The sequence below is a fragment of the Streptomyces sp. C36 genome, assembly GCF_040932295.1.
Lineage (GTDB): Bacteria > Actinomycetota > Actinomycetes > Streptomycetales > Streptomycetaceae > Streptomyces > Streptomyces triculaminicus.
This window is the reverse complement of the sequence record NZ_JBFQGI010000001.1, coordinates 330,644-349,544: the sequence shown is the minus strand read 5'-3', so window position 1 is coordinate 349,544 and position 18,901 is coordinate 330,644. Positions and strand designations below refer to the sequence as shown.

Below are 18,901 nucleotides of genomic sequence, written 5' to 3'. Positions count from 1 at the left end.
GGGTCAGCCCTTCAGCCCGGACAGTTCGTCGGGGTCGACGGTGCCGTGCCGCTTGCGGGTCTGCACCACCAGGGCCAGCAGCAGCGCGGTGACCGTGGCGCCCACGACGACGTCGGTGAGGGCGAGGGCCTGGACGACGGGGTCGACGACCGGTGTGCCCGGGGGGATGTCGGAGAAGACCGGCGCGGTGGCGCCCCGGCGGTAGCCGACGGCCAGCAGCAGCACGTAGGTGGACGACTGGGCCACCGCCAGGCAGCCGACCGCGTGCACGAGGTGGCGGCTGGTGGCGAGGCCGTGGACGCCCACCAGGAAGATCCACCCGGCGACGAGGTAGGGCAGGACGCTCATTCCTTTTCCTTCCCTTCCTTCTCGTCCACGGTCTTCTCGTCGACGGTCTTCTCCTCCACGATCTCCAGGGCCTGGGCGAGGAAGTGGGCGAGCAGGACGACCACGGCGGAGGCGACCTCCATGCCCACGGCGGCGTTGAGCAGCGGGACCGTGCCGCCGGAGGCCAGGGTGTTGAAGGTGCCGTGCGGGAGGGTGTTGGCCAGGTAGGCCGAGCCGGCGAGGAGCCCGGCGGCGCCGAGGACGACGTACGCCCCCTCGCCGACGCCGTCGGCGAGTTCGTACGGACCCACCGGGCGGACGCGTTCCAGGGCGCGGTGGTCGACGCCGATGTAGAGCAGGTGCAGGGCGGTGGCGACGACCACGCCGCCCTGGAAGCCGCCGCCCGGGCTGAGCTGGCCGTGGGCGACGACGTACAGCCCGATGAGGAGGGCCAGGGGCAGCACGGTGATCGCGTATCGGCGCAGGGCGGGCGGTACGGACGCGGGCCGCGGGGCGACGCGGCGTTCGTCGGGCGTGCGGCGCAGCAGGACGACCGTGCCGAGGACGGCGGCGAAGAGGATGCTCTCCTCGCCGAGGGTGTCGAGGGCGCGCTGGTCGAAGTTGACGGAGGAGACGGTGTTGGCGGTGCGCTGCGCGATCGCGGCCGCGACGGCCCGGTCGCCGTAGGGGTGCCAGGTGCCGCCGAACGGCGGCATGCGCGGGCAGGCGGCCGCGAACAGCGCCGCCGTGCCGAGCAGTCCGGCGGCCAGTACCCACAGCCGCGCCCGGCGCGTCACTCGCGCCGCCTCCGGCGGCGGACCCGGCGGACCGTCAGCAGGATCATCAGCGGGGTGACCGCCGAGCCGACCGCGAGCTGGGACAGGGCCACGTCGGGCGCCTGCAGGACGGTGAAGAGCAGGGCGAGGGCGAGTCCGAGCAGGGAGAGCACGACGGCCTGCCGGGCGGGGTCGCGGGTGAGCGCGGCGGCGGTGGCGGCGGCCGCGACGAGCAGCAGCGAGGCGGCGACGAGCGTGTCGTCCAAGGCCTCACGCATGGCGCAGGACCTTGGAGGTGACGATCCCGCCGGCCATCAGGAGGGCGCCGATGAGAAGCAGCTTGAGCAGGGCCCGGCCGGGGCCGGTGGCGACGCACAGCGGGACGACGGTGGCGGGGGTGCCGACGGCGACGAGGGGGGTGAGCAGGCGCAGGCCCGGCGGGGGCGCGTCGATCTCGTCGCCGAGCAGCCGGACGAAGACGAGCGTCCCGGCCGGGCCCAGCACCGAGGTCACCAGCGCGAGGTCGGTGTACGACGGCCGCCCGTACCCCTGGGAGAGCAGGAGGAACACCAGGCACAGCAGCAGGGTCGCCGCGTTCTGGGCGACGACACGCCGGCCGACCCCGCCGCGCGCGACGCCCCACAGGCTCGGGCCCAGGCCCGCGACGACGAGCACGGCGGCGGCCACGAGCCACCCGTTCATCTCAGGCCGCCGCCCGCCGGGCGCCGCGGGCGGCGCAGGCGGCCAGGAGCGCGGCCGCGGCGCCGACGGCCGTCTCGAGCGGGTCCACCGAGCTGATCAGTACGGTCCACACGGCGGTGAGCGCCGCCCACCAGCCGAGGACCTCCGCGGCCGCGGCCGCCCTGCGCAGCACCGTCTCTCCACCTTCCCTGCCCAATCGGGACGAACCGGACTCGCGACCGAGTATCGGACATCGGGCGGGCCGGGGCGGGACGCCACCCCGCCGCACCGCGAACCACGAACCACGAACCACGAACCACGATCCGGGAACCGGAAGCCGCGAACCGGGAGGTTTCATCGCGGCGCCCGGGGGTTACCCGTTGCGTTTGAGCTCACCGCGCGGCCCCGGGGGATCCCACCGCGATGACGGAGTACGGCGAGGCCCTCGACGAGCACGTCCCGGGGCGACGCGAGGCCGCCCCGCACCGGGCGGCAGTGGAGAGGAACGGCATGAGCGAGCAGGTTTCCGACCGCATCCTGGCGCGCCTGCGCGAGTGGGGTGTGGAGCGGGTCTTCGGCTACCCGGGGGACGGGATCAACGGGCTGCTGACGGCCTGGGGGCGGGCCGAGGACCGGCCGAGGTTCGTCCAGGCCCGGCACGAGGAGACGGCGGCGCTCGAGGCCGTGGGGTACGCCAAGTTCAGCGGGCGGCTGGGGGTGTGCGTGGCGACGTCGGGGCCGGGGGCGATCCATCTGCTCAACGGCCTCTACGACGCCAAGCTCGACCACGTGCCGGTGCTGGCGATCGTGGGCCAGACGGCCCGCTCCGCGATGGGCGGCGCGTACCAGCAGGAGGTGGACCTGCACACGCTCTTCAAGGACGTCGCCTCGGAGTTCCTGGAGACCGTCACGGTCCCCGAGCAGCTGCCGAACGTCCTGGACCGGGCGATCCGCACCGCCTACGCGCGCCGCGCCCCCACGGCCGTCATCGTCCACGCCGACGTGCAGGACCTCGCGTACACCCCGCCCACCCACGACCACAAGATGGTGCCCTCCAGCCTGGACCGCAGCGGCTGGCAGGCGCTGCCCTCGTCCGACGCGCTCGAGCGCGCGGCGGAGGTCCTCAACGCCGGTCGGAAGGTGGCGATCCTCGTGGGCCAGGGCGCCGCCGGGGCCCGCGGCGAGGTGGAACGGGTCGCCGAGATCCTGGGCGCGGGGGTGGCGAAGGCGCTGCTGGGCCTGGACGTGCTCAGCGACGAGCTGCCGTACGTCACCGGCTCGATCGGGCTGCTGGGCACCCGTCCCTCCTACGAGCTGATGCGCGACTGCGACACGCTGCTGACGATCGGGTCCAACTTCCCCTACGCGGAGTTCCTGCCGGAGTTCGGCGCGGCGCGGGGCGTGCAGATCGAGATCGACCCGCATCTGGCCGGGCTGCGCTACCCCTACGAGGTCAACCTGATCGGTGACGCGCGGGCCACGCTGGAGGCGCTGATCCCGCTGCTGGAGCGCCAGGACCGGCGCGGCTGGCAGAGCCAGGTGATCGCCAACGCGCAGCGGTGGAAGGAGGTGATGGCGCGGCGGGCCGCGGTGAGCGCCGAGCCGGTGAACCCCGAGCACGTGGCGCGGGCGCTGTCACCGCTGCTGCCGGACGACGCGATCCTGACCTCGGACTCCGGTTCGGTGGCCAACTGGTACGCCCGGCACATCACCCTGCGCGGCACGATGCGCGGCTCCCTGTCGGGGACGCTGGCGACGATGGGCTGCGGGGTGCCGTACGCGATCGGGGCGAAGTTCGCCCACCCGGACCGGCCGGTGGTGGCGCTGGTCGGGGACGGGGCGATGCAGATGAACGGCATGGCCGAGCTGATCACGGTGGCCAAGTACCGGCACCAGTGGGAGGACCAGCGGCTGGTGGTGGGCGTGTGGAACAACCGGGACCTCAACCAGGTGACGTGGGAGCTGCGCGCCATGGGCGGCTCCCCGGCGTTCCTGCCCTCGCAGGAACTGCCCGACGTCCCCTACGCCCGCTTCGCCGAGCTGCTGGGGCTGACCGGGATCCGGGTGGAGAAGCCGGACGAGGTCGAGGACGCCTGGCGCGAGGCCCTGGCCGCGCCGGGGCCCGCCGTGGTGGAGTTCGTCACCGACCCGGCGGTGCCGCCGATCCCCCCGCACGCGGACTGGGAGCAGATCGAGGCGACGGCGGCCTCCGTGCTCAAGGGCGACGCCGACCGCAAGGGCGTGCTGCGGCAGGGCATCAAGGCGAAGATCCAGGAGTTCCTGCCCGGCGGCCGAGGGAAGTCCGCCACCCCGACAGAAGGGAAGTCGTCATGAAGGTCGCGTTCCTGGTGGCGCCGGAGGGCGCCGAACAGGTCGAGATCACCACCCCCTGGAAGGCGGTCGAGGAGGCGGGCGGCACCCCGCACCTCGTCTCCACGAAGCCGGGGCGGATCCAGGCGTTCCACCACCTCGACCGGGGCGACACCTTCCCCGTCGACAGGACGGTGGCCGAGGCGGGCACCGCGGAGTACGACGCCCTGGTGCTGCCGGGCGGGGTCGCGAGCCCCGACTTCCTGCGCCTGGACGAGCGGGCGGTGGCGTTCGCCCGTGGCTTCTTCACGTCCGGCAAGCCGGTGGCCGCGATCTGTCACGGCCTGTGGACGCTGGTCGAGGCCGATGTGCTGCGCGGCCGCACCCTGACGTCGTGGCCGAGCCTGCGCACCGACATCCAGAACGCGGGCGGGTCCTGGGTCGACGAGCAGGTCAAGGTGTGCACCCATGGGCCCAACACGCTGATCACCAGCCGTAAGCCGGACGACCTCAAGGCGTTCTGCGACGCGTTCACCGCCGAGTTCCGCAAGGCCGAGGGGGCTGGTGGCGGGGCCTGACGCCGGGGCATCAGGACGTCAGGGCATGAGAACGTCGGGGCATCAGGACGTCAGGGCCGCCGGCCGAGCTTGGCGAGCAGCTTCTGCCAGGTGTCGGCGCCGGGGGGCGGCGGCACCGGCTTCGCGAACAGGCCCGAGCCCGAGAGGTCGTCGGCGTACGGCTCCACCTCGTGCAGGGTGAAGTCCACGAGCTCCTTCGAGGGGTGTTCCTCGGCGCCGATCGCGCGCGAGAGGTCCCAGGCGTGCACCACCAGGTCGGCGATCATCTGCGCGCAGTAGGCGTGGGCGGCCGTGCTGCCGAACGACAGCTGCACCGTGCGGTCCAGCGCCTCATGGGCGCCGAAGGCCTCCTGGGCCGTGGCGGCCGCCCGGTCCCAGACGCCGACGGGGTCCTCGCCGAGCCGGTCGCCGTCGAAGGCGTCGCCGACCTCCTCGACGGTCGAGCCGGCCAGCATCGGCGGCACCCACATCTGCTCGACGGCCAGGTGGTTCACCAGATCGCGCACGGTCCACTCGGTGCACGGCGTGGGCGCGTCCCACTGATCCGGGCGGATGGCGTGCACCCGGTCGGTGAAGAGGTCGAGCGCCTCGGCGTGCCGGGCCAGCACGGTGCGCCGCCGGGAGTCGGTCAGGTTCTTGTCACCGGTCATGGTGCCCATGATCCGTCCGCATCCGGGCCGCGGCCAGCGCGGCGGCGGCGAACGCCGCCCCGCCGGCCAGGGCGCCCCGGTGCTCCGAGAGCCACAGCTGGGGCCCGTGCACCCGCGCGCCCCTGCCGAAGTCGCCGTGGGCGCCGTAGTCGTGGCCGCCGTCGCCGTCGACGGGATGCCACAGGTTCACCGGTGACATCCCCGGAGCGGGATCGGAGCGCTGCTGCGCGGCGTAGGCCGTCCGGGCGAGGTAGCGGTCCATCAGGCCGGGCGCGACGGCGTTGGCGACGAGGGTGGCGACGGTGCTGGCGCCGACCCAGTACTCGCGGCGGCGCGGATGGGCGGCGGCGTGCACGATGGCGCGGGCGGCGAGTTCCGGCTCGTAGACGGGGGGTACGGGGCGGGGGCGGCGCGGCATGCGGTTGAGCACCCAGCCGAACTGCGGGGTGTTCAGGGCGGGCAGCTGCACCATGGTCGTACGGACCTTGCTGCCCTGGTGGAGCAGCTCGCATCGCAGGGCCTCGTGCCAGCCCTGGATGGCGTGCTTGGCGCCGCTGTACGCGGACTGCAGGGGCAGCCCGCGGTAGGCGAGGGCCGAGCCCACCTGGACGACGGTGCCGTGGTCGCGCGGGAGCATGCGGGAGAGCGCGGCGTGGGTGCCGTACACATAGCCCAGATAGGTGACCTCGGTGACGCGGCGGAACTCCTCGGGTTCGATCTCGACGAAGGGGGCGAACACGCCGGTGAAGGCGTTGTTGACCCACACGTCGACGGGCCCGAACACCTCTTCCACGCGGTTCGCCGCGTCGGTGACCTGCCGGTGGTCGGCCACGTCCACGGGCACCACCAGCGCCTGGCCGCCGCGCGTGCGCACCTCGGCGGCCGCGGCCTCCAGCCCCTTGTGCCCGCGCGCCAGCAGCGCGACGCAGGCGCCCTGCCGGGCGAACGCCCTGGCCGTGGCACGCCCCACGCCGCCGCTGGCGCCGGTCACCACCACGACGGACGGCTTCGTTCTCTTCATCATCGGCGCCGGGTACCCAGGGCCCGGCGCCGTAAACGGAAGGGACCGATGTGCCCGGACTTCCCTCGTCCGGGCGAGGGCCCGCTCGCCGGGCGTCCGGCTCGTTCACCCGTTCCAGCGATTGCGGGCGGTGGCCGGCATTACGGACCCTTGACGGCGGGGCGCGCGTGCCCCGGTGGATGCCACGGTGCCGCCCGCGCCGGGGAGACGAGAGAGGGGAACGTCCTTGACGACCGCTCCTGCCGTGGCAGGCCCGCTCCCGGCCGAGGTCACCGCGTTCGCCGCCCGGTGGTGACGGCGCCCGGCCCGGCGGCGGACGCCGGGCACGACGGGTGTCTGACCCGCTCGGCGTTCACCACCGCGCTGCACGCCCACGCCGATCAGTACTGGTCCCGGCACCCGGTGCACCTGCGGCTGCACCAAGGGGGTCTGACCGGGCCGGAGCTGCGGCGCTGGATCGCCAACCGCTGGTACTACCAGAAGCTGCTGCCGCAGAAGGACGCGGCCATCGTCGCCAACTGTCCCGTGCCCGAGGTGCGCCGCCGCTGGACCGAGCGCATCACGTACCAGGACGGCACGGCCGAGGGGCACGGCGGCAACGCCCAGTGGCTCGCCCTCGCCGAGGCCGCGGGCCTGACCCGCGCCGAGGTGCTGGACGAACGCCACGTCCTGCCCGGCGTCCGCTTCGCCACGGACGCCTATGTGACCTTCTGCCGCACGCGCCCCTGGATCGAGGCCGTCGCCGCCTGCCTGACCGAGCTGTTCGCGCCCGGCCTGATGCGCGACCGGCTCGCCGCGCTGCGCACCCACTACCCCTGGGTCGACCCCTCCGGCCACGACTACTTCACCACCCGCCCGGCGGCGGTCACCGACGACGCCCGGCACGCCCTGGGCCTGGTCCTGTCGTACTGCACGACCCGTCAGCTGCAGGACGCCGCGCTCGCCGCCCTGACGTTCAAGTGCGACGTGCTGTGGAGCATGCTCGACGCCCTCGACCACGCGGGCAGGACGGACTCCGCCCCGCCTGGAGCGTGTCCGCCCCAGGACACGCCCTAGCGGACCTAGCGGACTAGCGGACCTAGCGGACCGAGGCGGGCACCCGGCGGGCGCCGACGGGGGCGTCCGCCGTTTCCGGGGCCTTGCGCAGGGCCCCGGCCAGCAGCAGGAACCACACGCCCACCAGCACCAGATGGGCCCGCTGGGGAACCCCGTGCCAGCCCGGCCGGCCGAACAGCGGGCCGACCGTGGCCAGGGCCGACAGCAGGGCCCCGGCCAGCACCCACGGGCCCCGGCGGCGGATGAGCGGGCGCGGGCAGGGGCCGGGGCCGGACGCGAGGACGAGCAGCGCCATCGAGGCGAACAGCGCGGCGTGGACGAGCGCGCTGGTGGTCGTGTGCCAGGGGTTGACGGCCTCACAGCCGCGCTCGATGGACGGCGCGCAGCGCATGGGCACGATGACGTCCGCCACGGAGAACGCCCCGAAGGCCACCAGCGACCACCAGCCCGCCGACGGCAGGCCGCCGGCCGTGCGGTCGCGGGCCAGCAGGGCGCCGGTCACCACCAGTACGGCGGCGATGATCTCGATGCCGCCGAAGAGGACGTGGAAGCGCTGGTCGACGGCGTACAGCTCACTGACGTAGGAGTGCCGGGCGTCCAGGCCGGTGGGCAGGAGGAATTCCAGCAGCCAGTCGTTGTAGACCACCGCCGCCGTGGCCAGCAGCAGGGAGGCACGGCCGCCGCGCACGGCCGCCGCCGGCCGGCCGTGGAGCCGGCCGGCGGCGGCCCCGCGGACGACGGTGGAGGAATCGCGCATCGGGCTCCTTACCCGTTCGGCCGCGTTGGTGGTGGCCCGTAGGCCGGCGGGGGCGGCATCTGCGGCGCCGGGGTGGTCGGCGGCGTCGTGTGCGGAGTGGCGGGGGGCATGGTGTGGGGGGCCGTGGGCTGCTGGGGCTTGGGCGGCTGCGGAGGCTGTGGGGGCTGCTGGCCACCGGGAGAGGTGGCCGGGCGCGGCGGTTGCGTGGTCATCCCGCCCTTGGGAGCGGAGATGGGGCGGTCCTCCTCGCCGTCGGTGCCCACCGGACGCTCGAACCACTCCCGGGTCTCGGGGTCGTAGACCACGATGACCTCCATGACGGAGTCGGCCGGGTCGACCACCACCACGTCCTCCGGCCGGTAGGCCGGCCAGGTGTCGCCCTTGGCCTTGGGCGTGCCCTTCACGGCGACCGGCGGCTTCAGGGGGTTGCCGCACGCGCAACGTACCCTGGGCACGCCCCGGTCGTCGACGAGCACGGCCGTACCGGCCTGCAGGACGGACTGGAAGCTGGTGACGGAGCCGTCCTTGTAGCCGTGGTTGGTGACGCGGGTGTCGGTGCGCAGCTGCAGGGGCGTCAGGCCGCGCAGGTAGGTGGCCAGGCCGCCCGCCTCGATGCCCGCGGCGCCCGCGAAGGCGCGGGCCTTGGACTGGTCCTGGTTCAGATAGCCGATCTGGCGCTCGACGTCGCAGCTGGCGACGTTGCGGGTGCCGCCGTAGAGACCGGGCGTGGAGCCCTGGACGGTGCGGGGGCCGTTGCCCGTGCCCTGGGGGTGGGCGGGGGAGGCGGCCGCGGCGGCGCTGGAACCCTTCGCGGAGGAGTGGGTGAAGGGATCACGGCCGTCGGCGGACGCGGCCTGCAGGAAGACCTCGCCGGCGGGCGTTCCGCTCTGCCTCATGAGGAAGACCGTGAGCGCCGCGGCGATCACCACGACGGCGACCGCCGCCGCCAGCACGGCCTTGGACCGCCACCACGGCGCGCCGCCGCCGGGCCGCTCGGCCGGGGTGCCGCGGCCGTCCGAGGGCGGGGCCGGCGGCCCGGGGGGCTCCTGGGGGCCGGACGGGCCGGAGGGCTGGGCCGGCCAGTCCTGACGGGTGGCCTCCGGTTCCTCGGAGGGGCCGGGCGGCTGCGATCCGCGCCCGGACAGCGGGCCGGACGGAGGGCCGGTGGGGCGTTTTCCTGACGGTGGTTCGGACGACACGGCCCTTCTCCTACGCTGGAGGCTCTTTGTTCCCTTTCGCCGCCCCTGCGCACATTGTGTGTCCCAAACCAGTGCGCCCCGCAAGCGGGCGTGCGGGGCGGCCCCACGGTGCGTGGCCGGGATTCCCCCGGGCGCCCGCGCGGACGGGTGCCCCGGCGCGGTCCGGTCTACGTTGGACGGTGTGAGCCGGCCACCGACGTCCCGTGCCCCGCAGGGGGCCACGTCCGAGCTGCGCGCCTGGGCGCAGGCGCTGGCGACGGTCGCCGCCGGGGTGGCCGCGATGGCCGTGGTCGCCGCCCTCGGGCTGTGGGCGGCGGGCGCCGCCGACCTGCCGGACGGGGCGTTCGCCGCCGTCGTCGCGGCGGTGATGGTCACGGCCGTCGGCGGCACGGTCGAACTCTCGGGCGACGCGGGCTTCATCGCGCGGACGGGCGGCGGGCTGGCCGTGGTGCCGCTGTCGGTGACGCTGGCCGGGGCGCTGGGCCTCGCGTTCCTCTTCCTGCTGCCGATGCGGCACCACGCGGTGACGAGCGGGCGGGCGCTGCTGGCCCGTGTCGCCCGTACGGCCGTGCTGTGGCTGCTGGCGCTGCTGCTGATCGCGCTGGCGGCGCGGCACACCTTCCGGATCCAGGTGGGCGAGGAGTTCCTCGACGAGCTGGGTGAGGCGCTGGGCGCGACGCCGACCGTCGGCTTCCGCGCCGCCGTGGGCCCCACGCTCGGCTACGGACTCCTGTGGCTGCTGGTGCTGCTGGCGGTGGCCCTGGCCGCGTCCCGGAAGACCCCGCTGCCCTCGCGGCTGCTGCGGTTCCAGGACTCCGTCCGGCCGGCGGCCTTCGTGATGGTGGTGGTGCTGCTGGCGTACGTGGTGCTGGGTCTGCTCGCCGGAGTGATCGCGGCCGTCACCCGGGGACACGCGGCCCAGACCTTCGCCGTGCTGCTGCTGGGGCTGCCCAACCTCGCCTGGATGGCGTTCGGCATCGGGCTGGGCGGCGCCTGGGAGGGCCGGGTGCCGGGCGACATCGGCCTGCCGGTGCCCAAGCCGCTGGCGGCGGTGCTGCGCGAGACCGACGGCGGGAGCGGCACGGTGGACCTCTCCTCGCTGTCCGCCTACGACGGGCGGGCCTGGCTGCTGGCGCTGCTGGCCGCGCTCGCGCTCCTGGCGGCCGGCTTCGTGCTGGCCGTGCGCTCGCCCGCGGGGACCGCTCCCTGGCGGCTCGCCGTACGGCTGGCCGTGGCGGTGGCGGTCACCCTGCTGATCGTCGGTCTGCTCACCCGGGTCTCGGCGATCTTCGGCCTGTCGCTGCTGGGCCTGGGCGACCTCGGGGACTTCGGCGGCGAGGTCTCACTGCACGCGCGACTGCTGCGGCTGGTGGGATTCGGGTTGCTGTGGGGGCTGTTGGCGGGCTTCATCGGCGGCCTGGCCGGGTCCTGGGCGCTCCGTCGGGGAGCAAGCCGGGGAGAGGGCGCGCCGCCCGGCGGGTGAGCGCCGCCCGACAGCCGGGCCGGCCTACCCGACAGCCGGGCCGGCCTACGGGAACACCGGCGCCGCCCACTTCGGCGGGTCCGGCGGCGGACCGGCGGTCTCCACCCGGGTGGCCGAGTGCCCGGGCGCATGGTCCGGCACCACTTCCGGCGCGACCGGGCTCTCACGCCCGGCCAGCCGCAGGGCCGTGACGAACTCCAGGCAGCTGTCGTACCGGTCGTCCGGCGCCTTGGCCAGGGCCGTCGTGAGGACCTCGTCGACCCGCGCCGGAAGCCCCCGCACATGCTGGGACAGCGGCGGCGGCGGATCGTACTGATGCGCCCACAGCAACGCCATGTCGTCGTCGCGCTGGAAGGGCGGCGCCCCGGTGAGGGTCTCGAACACCACGCACGCCAGGCTGTAGACGTCGCAGCGCCCGTCCACCGGCTTGCCGGAGATCTGCTCCGGCGCCACGTAGTCCAGGGTGCCGACGAACTGGCCGACGCGTGTGTAGCCGGTCAGCGACAGCGACTTCTTCGTCAGGCCGAAGTCGGTCAGGTAGACGTGCTCGGGGTGGTCGCTGTCGGTGCCCTCGGCCACCAGGATGTTCCCCGGCTTGACGTCCCGGTGGACCAGGTCGTGCGCATGCGCGGCGTCCAGGGCCGAGGCGACCTGGCCGGCGATGCGCACGGCGGTGGGCAGCGGCAGCGGGCCCTCCCGGTCCAGCAGGGCGCGCAGGTCCAGCCCGGCGACGTAGCGCATGGCGATGTAGAGCACGCCCTCGACCTCTCCGGCCTCGAACACCGGCACGATGTGCGGGTGGTCGATGGCGGCGGCCACCCGTGACTCGTGCGCGAAGCGGTCGCGGAAGGTGTCGTTGCGGGCGAGCTCGGGGGCCAGCAGCTTGAGGGCGACGGTGCGGCCCAGGCGCAGGTCGGTGGCGCGGTAGACGACGGCCATGCCGCCGCGTCCGATCTCGCTCTCGACGCGGTAGCCGGCGAGCTGCCGGCCGATCAGCCCGGACGGGCCGGGGGCCAGCGTGGCGTCCGGGTGGGCGCGGCGGTCGTCCTCGCCCGCCATCAGGTGTCACCGAGCCGGGTGGGCGGCGGGCCGGAGGCGGGGGTGTCCAGACGCGTGGGTTCGGGCGGGAGAGACGATGGGGCGGGCTCGGGCGGGAGGGACGGCGCGGCGGGCTCGGGCGGGAGGGACGACGGCGCGGGCTCGGGCGCGGCGAAGGTCGTCATGGTCGTGCCGTCGCAGTAGCACCAGCGGTCGTGCTCGGCGTCGTAGAGCCAGACCGCCTCGCCCTCGATCACCGCCCCGATGCGCAGGCCGTGGGTGGTGTGCTGGAACGTCTCCCCGTCCATGCGGCCCGCCGCCAGCTCCTCCACCGCCTCCCGGTAGCGGCCCAGGGCCTCCTCGACGCGGGCCAGCAGCCTGCGCGCGTCGGCCGTGCGCGCCATGGGCGCGCCCGCCGGCGGGGGGCTCTCGGGGAGCGCGATCAGCAGCCGGGCGTCGACCCATGCCGCCCAGCCGTTCGAGCAGAGCACCTGTCCCCAGTCGCCGCGCCGGGTGAGCAGCCGGACGGGCAGCAGCGGGTCCATGGGCTCGGTCGGCACGGACGCGTCCGGGGCGGCCCAGGTGGACAGCCCGTCCTTGGGCACCACATGGGTCGGCTCGAATCCGGGGACGTCGGGGGCGGCGTCGTAGGGGGAGGGGACGGCGTTCATGCCCCGCCCTCACTTCCGCATGACGGCCGGCTCGTGGCGGCGCAGCAGGCGCACGACCAGGAGGCCGAGGACGACGGAGAGCACCACCATCATGCTCATGCTCAGCATCCAGGTGCCGACGGAGTGTTCGAAGAGGGGGTCGGTGCCCTGGGCGCCGGGCGGCGGGGCGGGCGTGCCGGGCTCGGGCGGGATGTGGGTGACGTCGATGGTGCTGCTCATGGCCGCCAGTGCCCAGCGGGCGGGGACCAGCCAGGCCAGTTGCTCCAGGACCAGCCGGTTGTGGAGTTCGATCATCCCTCCGCAGAAGACGACCTGGACGAGGGTGATCATCACCAGCAGCGGCATGGTGACCTCTTCGCGGCGGACCAGTGCCGACACCACGAGGCCCAGCATCATCGAGGTGAACGCCAGCAGGGCCTCGGCCAGCGTCATCTCCACCAGGGGCGGCATGAGCACGCCCTGCCCGCCGGGGGCGCGGGTGTCCACGCCGGCGAGCGCCACCAGGGACAGGACGATCGCCTGCACGACCGTGATCACGCCCAGGACGACGATCTTCGACATCACATAGGCGGATCTGGACAGGCCGACGGCGCGCTCCCGCCGGTAGATGACACGTTCCTTGACCAGCTCGCGCACGGCGTTGGCGGCGCCCGTCAGCACGCCGCCGACGCACAGGATGAGCATGACGGTGTTGGCCTTGTCCGCCGAGGCGAACCTGGTGCCCGCGGACAGCCGTGCCATGCCGCCGGTCAGGAACGGCAGCGCGATCATGATGACGAGGAAGGTCCGGTCGGCGCTCAGCGCCATCACGTACCGGCGCATCAGCGTCCACAGCTGACTGCCCCAGCTCTGCGCCTTCGCCGGTCCCTCGGCCGCGGCCGGGGCGGCGGCAGCCGCCCCCAGCCGGGGCTGGTCGGTGGCCGCGGCGATGTACCTGCGGTGCTCGGGCGAGGTGCGGTAGTGCCCGGCCCAGTCGCGGTCCCGGTCGTTCTCGAACGCCTCGAAGGCCTCGGGCCACTGGGCGAAGCCGAAGAACCCCAGCGAGTCCCCGGGCGGCCCGTAGAAGGCGATGCGCCCGCCGGGGGCGAGGACCAGCAGCCGGTCGCACACGTCGAGGCTGAGCACGCTGTGGGTGACGACGATGACGGTGCGGCCGTCGTCGGCGAGGCCGCGCAGCATGGTCATCACGGAGCGGTCCATGCCCGGGTCGAGGCCGGAGGTCGGCTCGTCGAGGAAGAGCAGGGACGGCTTCGTCAGCAGCTCGAGCGCCACGCTGACGCGCTTGCGCTGGCCGCCGGAGAGGCTGTGGATGGGCAGGTCGGCGCGCTGTTGGAGGCCGAGTTCGGCGATGACCTCCTCGACGCGGGCGTCCCGCTCGGCCTTGGCCGTGTCGCCCGGGAAGCGCAGCTCGGCGGCGTAGCGCAGGGCGCGCCGCACGGTCAGCTGGGCGTGCAGGATGTCGTCCTGCGGGACGAGTCCGATGCGGGCGCGCAGCTCGGCGTAGTCGCGGTACAGGTCGCGCCCGTCGTAGAGCACGGTGCCGCGGTCGGCCGGGCGGAGCCCGGTGAGGGCGTTGAGCAGGGTGGACTTGCCGGCGCCGCTGGGCCCCACGACGGCGAGCAGGCTCCGGGCGCCGACGGGGAAGGTGACGTCGTCGAGCAGGGTCTTGCGGCCCTCGTCGACGTGGACGGAGAGGTCCTGGACGTCGAGGGAGACCTCGCCGGTGTCGACGAACTCCTGCAGTTGGTCGCCGACCAGGCAGAAGGCCGAGTGGCCGATGCCGACGATGTCGCCGGGGCCGAGGGGGCTGCGCTGGACGCGGACGCCGTTGAGGTAGGTGCCGTTGTGGCTGCCGAGGTCGACGATCTCGTGGCCGCCGCCGGGCAGCGCGCGCAGTTCGGCGTGGCGCCGGGAGACGACGAGGTCGTCGACGATGAGGTCGTTGTCGGTGCCGCGGCCGATGCGTACGGTCCGCTCGGGCAGCGGCCGTACGGACGTGGGCTGCCGGAAGGTCCCGGTGGCGGAGGGATGCGAGACGGACGAGGGCCGGTCCGCCGGGTGCGGCCGGACGCCGGTGACGACGGCGGCGGGGCCGTCCGCGGGGTTCCCGAAGCGCACGACGCTGCCGGGATGCACCTCCAGGGACCGGATGCGGTGGCCCTCGGTGTAGGTGCCGTTGGTGCTGCCGGTGTCCTCGAGCGTCCAGTGGTCCTCGACCGCGCGCAGCACCGCGTGGTGCCACGAGACGCGCGCGTCCTGCAGCACGATGTCACTCGAAGGGTCGCGCCCCACGTGGTAGATCCGGCTCGGACTCATCACCTGCGAGCCGCCATCGGCTTCGACGACGAGTTCGGGGGCGGAGGGGGCGGAGGGTGCGACCGACCGATCTCCCATAATCCTCATCGTACGGCCGACGGCTCGTGGCCGCCTTCCGGCGGCCGCGCGGAAGGGAGCGCCGGTGACCGGCGGGTTTCACGGGCGGCTGCCCTTCTTCGTCTACGGGACGCTGCGCCCCGGGCGGCACAATCACGCCCGTTTCCTGCGGGGCCGGACGATGGCGGAGGTGCCGGCGAGGCTGCCGGGCGCGGTGCTCTACGAGGGGCCGGGCTACCCCTACGCGGTCGAGGGGGCGGCGGGCGAGGTACGGGGCGAGCTGATCACCGTGGCCCCGGCGGTGTACGACGAGGTGCTGGCGTCGCTCGACGCGCTGGAGGGCCACCGGCCGGGCGACCCGCGCAATCTCTACGAACGCGTGGTGTGCGAGGTGACGGTGGAGGACGGCGGCACGGTGCGCGGGTGGGTCTACGTCGCGGCGGAGCGGCTCGCGCGGCGACTGCGGGCGGAGGGCCGGAGGGTGCCGGGCGGCGACTGGATGGGGTGATTCGCCCTCATCGACTCCTGTTTGTCGTCTCACATGACGAGCGATCGGCCAACCGCGGCAACCCGCATACCCCGTGGCCCCTCTTCATCGCCGGGACGACGGGATGTCACCCCATGATCGCCGACTGTTGATCATTTGTTAACAACTGGTCAATTGTTCGACATTTACCCTATTATCACTTTTCATGAGCATGCCAATGCGTGCACAGTCATTCACGGACCACAGGTCCCCGTGGTGTCGCTGGTGACGGCACCGCGCGCACGCTAGCGCGGTCGGGCATGCCCGAACCGCCCTGATGGCAAAGGGCGCTGAAAAGTGCGTAATTCCCCCACATCTTCCATATCGGCCTCGTCCCGCAGACGTCTGGTGGCCGTCGGTGTCGCGGTGGTCGCCGCCGCGACCATGGCCGGCACGGCCATCGCCACCCCCGGCGCCTCCTCGGACCCCGCGGCCGCCTCCGCGCGGTCCGCGGCCGGCGCCGCCAAGCAGTCGGAGATCGTCAAGGCGGCCCGCTCCGCGGCGGCCGCCAACGCCAAGGACACCGGCCTCGGCGCGGACGACACCCTGAAGGTCAAGGACACCCTCGTCGACCCGGAGGGCAAGCGGCACGTCCGCTTCGAGCGGGTCCACCGCGGCGTCACCGTGATCGGCTCCGACATGGTCGTCCACCTCGACGCCAAGCAGCAGTACCTGGGCGTGACCCGGGCCAACGGCCGCAAGGTCGCCATGCCGAGCGTCACCCCGAAGCTCAGCGCCGACGAGGCGGCGGCCAAGGCCGCCAAGTCGGCGGGCGGCACGGCCGGCAAGGCCGAGCTGGTCGTGGACGCCCGCGGCGGATCCTCCGTCCTGGCGTACCAGGTGACCGTCAAGGGCGGCGACGCCGAGACCGGCGTCGCCAAGGCCGTCGTCGTCGACGCGGCCTCCGGCAAGGTCATCAGCAGCACCCCGCTCAGCGACGGCTTCATCTCGCCGCGGCTGAAGTCCACGCTGCGCCAGAAGGGCCAGCAGGCCGCCCCGCGCGTCGCCGCCAAGCCCACCACGTCCGGCGTGGCCAAGCCGGCCGCCGGCGCCTTCCCGGCGCCCGCGAACGGCACCGGCGCCTCGATCTTCGCCGGCAATGTGCCGCTGCTCACCACGCAGACCGCGAAGAGCTCCTTCACCCTCAAGGACCCCAGCCGCGGCGACGGCGAGACCCGCGACGCGGGCCGCAAGGAGCTCGGGTCCTTCGGCGCCGGCAAGGCGTTCACGGACGCCGACAACAAGTGGGGCAACGGCACCGCCCGCGACTCCGCGAGCGCGGCGGTGGACGCCCAGTACGGCATCACCAGCACGTTCGACTTCTACAAGAAGACGTTCGGCCGCAACGGCATCAAGAACGACGGCACCGGCCCGCACGCCCTCGTGCACTTCGGCGACAAGGTCGGCAACGCCTTCTGGTCCCCCGAGTGCGCCTGCATGCTCTACGGCGACGGCGACGGCGAAACGTTCAAGCAGCCGCTGGTGGCCCTGGACGTCACCGGTCACGAGCTCAGCCACGGCGTCATCGAGGCCACGGCCGACTTCCAGCCCACGCGCGTCGACGCCAACAACAACCAGTTCGGCGAGGCCGGCTCCCTCAACGAGTCCCTCGCCGACATCTTCGGTGTCGGTGTCGAGTTCACCACCGGCAACGCCGCCAACAAGCCGAACTACCTGCTCGGCGAGAAGCTCGGCCTGGAGCAGAAGTTCCTGCGCCGCATGGACAAGCCCTCCCTCGACGTCCTCGAGGGCACGGTCGACTACTGGGACGAGGGCTCCTACGACCGCGAGGTCCACGCCGGCTCCGGCGTCTCCTCGCACGCCTTCTACCTGCTGGCCGAGGGCAGCGGCGCGAAGACGATCGGCGGCGTCTCCTACGACTCCCCCACCCACGACGGCTCGACCGTCACCGGCATCGGCCGGGACAAGGCCCAGCAGATCTTCTACCGCGCCCTGACCCGGTACATGGTCTCCACGACCGACTTCCACGAGGCCCGCGTCGCCACGCTGCAGGCCGCCGCGGACATGTACGGCAAGGACAGCACCGAGTACAAGACGGTGAACGCCGCCTGGTCCGCGGTGAACGTCACCGAGGCCAACACGCCGAAGGCCAAGGCCGCGGCGAAGCACTGACCTCACGCGAAGGGCCCTCGGGCCGCGGCTTCCGCCGCGGGCCGAGGGCCCCTTCTTTGACGCTTTCGAAGTTTTCGTCGTGTTCGTCGTGTTCGTCGTTCCGTCCTCGCCCGGCCGGGTTACGCGGCCTTGGGCGCGCGGACGGTGAACGGCAGCGCCTGCGAGAAGAAGGACATGTCGCCGTTGGCGACCGTCACACCCGCGTCGGCGGTGGTGACGTCGCGGGGGGCGGAGCCGGCGACGGCCACCTTCAGCCGGTAGACCGCCACGGCACCCGGGGCGAGGGGGCCCTTGACGGCGGGCAGCAGCCGGGCGCTCATGCCCGGGTCGCAGCCGCCCGCGAGCAGCGGGACGCGGACCCAGCCCTGGCCGGTCCGGTACTGGCTCAGCACCAGGTCCTTGGGCGTCAGGGCGTGGCTCGCGCCGGCCCCGTAGGCGAAGTAGGAGGCGGCGAGGGACGGGTAGGCGCGGTTGGTGGTGTTCTTCACCGTGACCGTGACCTCGCGGGCGTCGCCGCCGCGCTCGAGCACCGTGCCGTTCTTCCAGCCGCCGACGGTGACCTGGGGGCGGGTGGCGGTGGTCGTGCGGGCGGGGGCGCGGTAGGTGTGGCCGCGGCCGTCCTCGACGGAGGCGGTGACGCTCAGGGTGCCGGGACGGTCGAGGTCCTGCAGCCGCAGCGCGACGGTGTGCGGGTGCGCGGCGCTCGCGCCCTTGGCGGTGACGGGGAAGGTGAAGACGCCGCGGGTCGGCCAGCTGCCGCCGCCCGGCGCGGTGTCCAGGTCGAGCCAGCGCTTGGTGCGCGGGTCGAAGCGCTGCACCGACAGGGAGTCGGTGCTGAAGCCCTTGCTGGTGACGTCGAGACGGACCTTGCCCTTGGTGACGGGGGTGCGCAGGGTGACGCTCGAGGGCGACCACAGGCCGATGGGCAGCTGGGAGGTCACGCTGTAGGAGACCTTCTGCGCGGCGGTGCCGGTGGCGGCCGGCGCCGGCGCCTCGGCGGATTCCTGCGCGGCCGTCCGGGCGGCCGTGGCGCTGCCCGCCGCCGGGGAGGTGTCGCAGCCCGTCTCCGCCCGCACGCCGTCGGCGGGGGCCGCGTGGGCCGCTCCCGCCGCTCCCATGACCAGCGCCAGCCCGGCCGCCAGCGCCGCCGCGGTCCTCCCGGCGGCCTTACGAGCCACCGACGACCGCTGCTGTCCGACATTTCGCGTCATTTACCGCCCCTGCACGTGGGATGTTCCGTACGTCCGTACGCCTCTGGCCTCAGAGAGCGCCTTCCACAGCTGATGGTTCCCCACCGGGAACGGAAATCCCACGAATTTCGT

Annotated in this window: 19 protein-coding genes; 6 read left to right on the top strand and 13 right to left on the bottom strand. The window is 73.8% G+C overall.

Features of this window, described 5'->3' with window-relative positions:
- Positions 1–3 precede the first annotated feature (3 nt).
- Genes AB4K12_RS01505 through AB4K12_RS01485 form a run of 5 tightly spaced genes read right to left on the bottom strand, consistent with a single transcriptional unit; the run spans position 4 to position 1,977 of the window.
- Positions 4–348 carry a sodium:proton antiporter gene (locus tag AB4K12_RS01505; RefSeq protein ID WP_368432380.1) on the bottom strand — a complete coding sequence of 115 codons (345 nt, stop codon included), beginning with the start codon at positions 346–348 and terminating at the stop codon, positions 4–6.
- Positions 345–1,124, bottom strand: a complete 780-nt coding sequence (locus tag AB4K12_RS01500) for an MnhB domain-containing protein (protein WP_368432379.1) — start codon at positions 1,122–1,124, stop codon at positions 345–347. Before AB4K12_RS01500 ends, AB4K12_RS01505 begins: the two co-directional genes overlap by 4 nt.
- Positions 1,121–1,369 (bottom strand): hydrogenase subunit MbhD domain-containing protein, encoded by a 249-nt coding sequence (locus AB4K12_RS01495; RefSeq protein WP_368433125.1) that lies wholly within the window; start codon positions 1,367–1,369, stop codon positions 1,121–1,123. Before AB4K12_RS01495 ends, AB4K12_RS01500 begins: the two co-directional genes overlap by 4 nt.
- Before the next feature lie 4 nt (positions 1,370–1,373).
- Positions 1,374–1,805, bottom strand: coding sequence for an MrpF/PhaF family protein (locus AB4K12_RS01490; RefSeq protein WP_368432378.1), 432 nt, complete (start codon positions 1,803–1,805; stop codon positions 1,374–1,376).
- A gap of 1 nt (position 1,806) precedes the next feature.
- Positions 1,807–1,977 (bottom strand): hypothetical protein, encoded by a 171-nt coding sequence (locus AB4K12_RS01485; RefSeq protein WP_368432377.1) that lies wholly within the window; start codon positions 1,975–1,977, stop codon positions 1,807–1,809.
- 317 nt (positions 1,978–2,294) lie between these two features.
- Between AB4K12_RS01485 and AB4K12_RS01480 the strand changes: the two genes are divergently transcribed.
- Together AB4K12_RS01480 and AB4K12_RS01475 are read left to right on the top strand one after the other, a co-directional pair.
- Positions 2,295–4,118, top strand: a complete 1,824-nt coding sequence (locus tag AB4K12_RS01480; protein WP_368433124.1) for a thiamine pyrophosphate-requiring protein — start codon at positions 2,295–2,297, stop codon at positions 4,116–4,118.
- The gene (locus AB4K12_RS01475) at positions 4,115–4,672 is read left to right on the top strand and encodes a type 1 glutamine amidotransferase domain-containing protein (protein WP_368432376.1); all 558 of its coding nucleotides are present in this window, start codon (positions 4,115–4,117) and stop codon (positions 4,670–4,672) included. Before AB4K12_RS01480 ends, AB4K12_RS01475 begins: the two co-directional genes overlap by 4 nt.
- A gap of 50 nt (positions 4,673–4,722) precedes the next feature.
- On the opposite strand, the gene AB4K12_RS01470 is transcribed toward AB4K12_RS01475, so the two are convergent.
- Positions 4,723–5,322: a TIGR03086 family metal-binding protein gene (locus AB4K12_RS01470; protein ID WP_368432375.1), complete on the bottom strand. Its 600-nt coding sequence runs from the start codon at positions 5,320–5,322 to the stop codon at positions 4,723–4,725.
- Positions 5,312–6,343 carry an SDR family oxidoreductase gene (locus tag AB4K12_RS01465; protein ID WP_368433123.1) on the bottom strand — a complete coding sequence of 344 codons (1,032 nt, stop codon included), beginning with the start codon at positions 6,341–6,343 and terminating at the stop codon, positions 5,312–5,314. Before AB4K12_RS01465 ends, AB4K12_RS01470 begins: the two co-directional genes overlap by 11 nt.
- 291 nt (positions 6,344–6,634) lie before the next feature.
- Here AB4K12_RS01465 and pqqC point away from each other — a divergent pair, with 291 nt between their 5' ends.
- Positions 6,635–7,399 (top strand): pyrroloquinoline-quinone synthase PqqC, encoded by a 765-nt coding sequence (gene pqqC, locus AB4K12_RS01460; RefSeq protein ID WP_368432374.1) that lies wholly within the window; start codon positions 6,635–6,637, stop codon positions 7,397–7,399.
- Between the two features lie 22 nt (positions 7,400–7,421).
- On the opposite strand, the gene AB4K12_RS01455 is transcribed toward pqqC, so the two are convergent.
- Both AB4K12_RS01455 and AB4K12_RS01450 read right to left on the bottom strand, forming a co-directional pair.
- A complete protein-coding gene (locus AB4K12_RS01455) occupies positions 7,422–8,156 on the bottom strand; it encodes a DUF998 domain-containing protein (RefSeq protein WP_368432373.1) in 735 nt (244 codons plus the stop codon).
- Between the two features lie 8 nt (positions 8,157–8,164).
- Positions 8,165–9,355, bottom strand: coding sequence for a DUF6777 domain-containing protein (locus AB4K12_RS01450; protein ID WP_368432372.1), 1,191 nt, complete (start codon positions 9,353–9,355; stop codon positions 8,165–8,167).
- Positions 9,356–9,536: 181 nt separating this feature from the next.
- On the opposite strand from AB4K12_RS01450, the gene AB4K12_RS01445 reads away from it, so the two are divergent.
- Positions 9,537–10,838 carry a streptophobe family protein gene (locus AB4K12_RS01445; protein WP_368432371.1) on the top strand — a complete coding sequence of 434 codons (1,302 nt, stop codon included), beginning with the start codon at positions 9,537–9,539 and terminating at the stop codon, positions 10,836–10,838.
- 45 nt (positions 10,839–10,883) lie between these two features.
- On the opposite strand, the gene AB4K12_RS01440 is transcribed toward AB4K12_RS01445, so the two are convergent.
- The 3 genes from AB4K12_RS01440 to AB4K12_RS01430 are packed head-to-tail and all read right to left on the bottom strand — an operon-like array spanning position 10,884 to position 14,941.
- Positions 10,884–11,897 carry a serine/threonine-protein kinase gene (locus AB4K12_RS01440; RefSeq protein ID WP_368432370.1) on the bottom strand — a complete coding sequence of 338 codons (1,014 nt, stop codon included), beginning with the start codon at positions 11,895–11,897 and terminating at the stop codon, positions 10,884–10,886.
- A complete protein-coding gene (locus AB4K12_RS01435) occupies positions 11,897–12,547 on the bottom strand; it encodes a hypothetical protein (protein ID WP_368432369.1) in 651 nt (216 codons plus the stop codon). The genes AB4K12_RS01440 and AB4K12_RS01435 overlap by 1 nt, the downstream gene beginning before the upstream one ends.
- Before the next feature lie 9 nt (positions 12,548–12,556).
- Positions 12,557–14,941, bottom strand: a complete 2,385-nt coding sequence (locus AB4K12_RS01430; RefSeq protein ID WP_368432368.1) for an FHA domain-containing protein — start codon at positions 14,939–14,941, stop codon at positions 12,557–12,559.
- A 64-nt stretch (positions 14,942–15,005) separates the two neighbouring features.
- On the opposite strand from AB4K12_RS01430, the gene AB4K12_RS01425 reads away from it, so the two are divergent.
- Entirely contained in the window at positions 15,006–15,428 is a 423-nt protein-coding gene (locus tag AB4K12_RS01425) for a gamma-glutamylcyclotransferase family protein (protein ID WP_368432367.1), read from the top strand.
- A 402-nt stretch (positions 15,429–15,830) separates the two neighbouring features.
- Complete coding sequence (locus AB4K12_RS01420; RefSeq protein ID WP_368433122.1) at positions 15,831–17,579, top strand: M4 family metallopeptidase; 1,749 nt, start codon at positions 15,831–15,833, stop codon at positions 17,577–17,579.
- Between the two features lie 119 nt (positions 17,580–17,698).
- On the opposite strand, the gene AB4K12_RS01415 is transcribed toward AB4K12_RS01420, so the two are convergent.
- On the bottom strand, positions 17,699–18,790 hold the full coding sequence (locus tag AB4K12_RS01415) for a hypothetical protein (RefSeq protein WP_368432366.1): 1,092 nt from the start codon (positions 18,788–18,790) through the stop codon (positions 17,699–17,701).
- Positions 18,791–18,901: the final 111 nt, after the last annotated feature.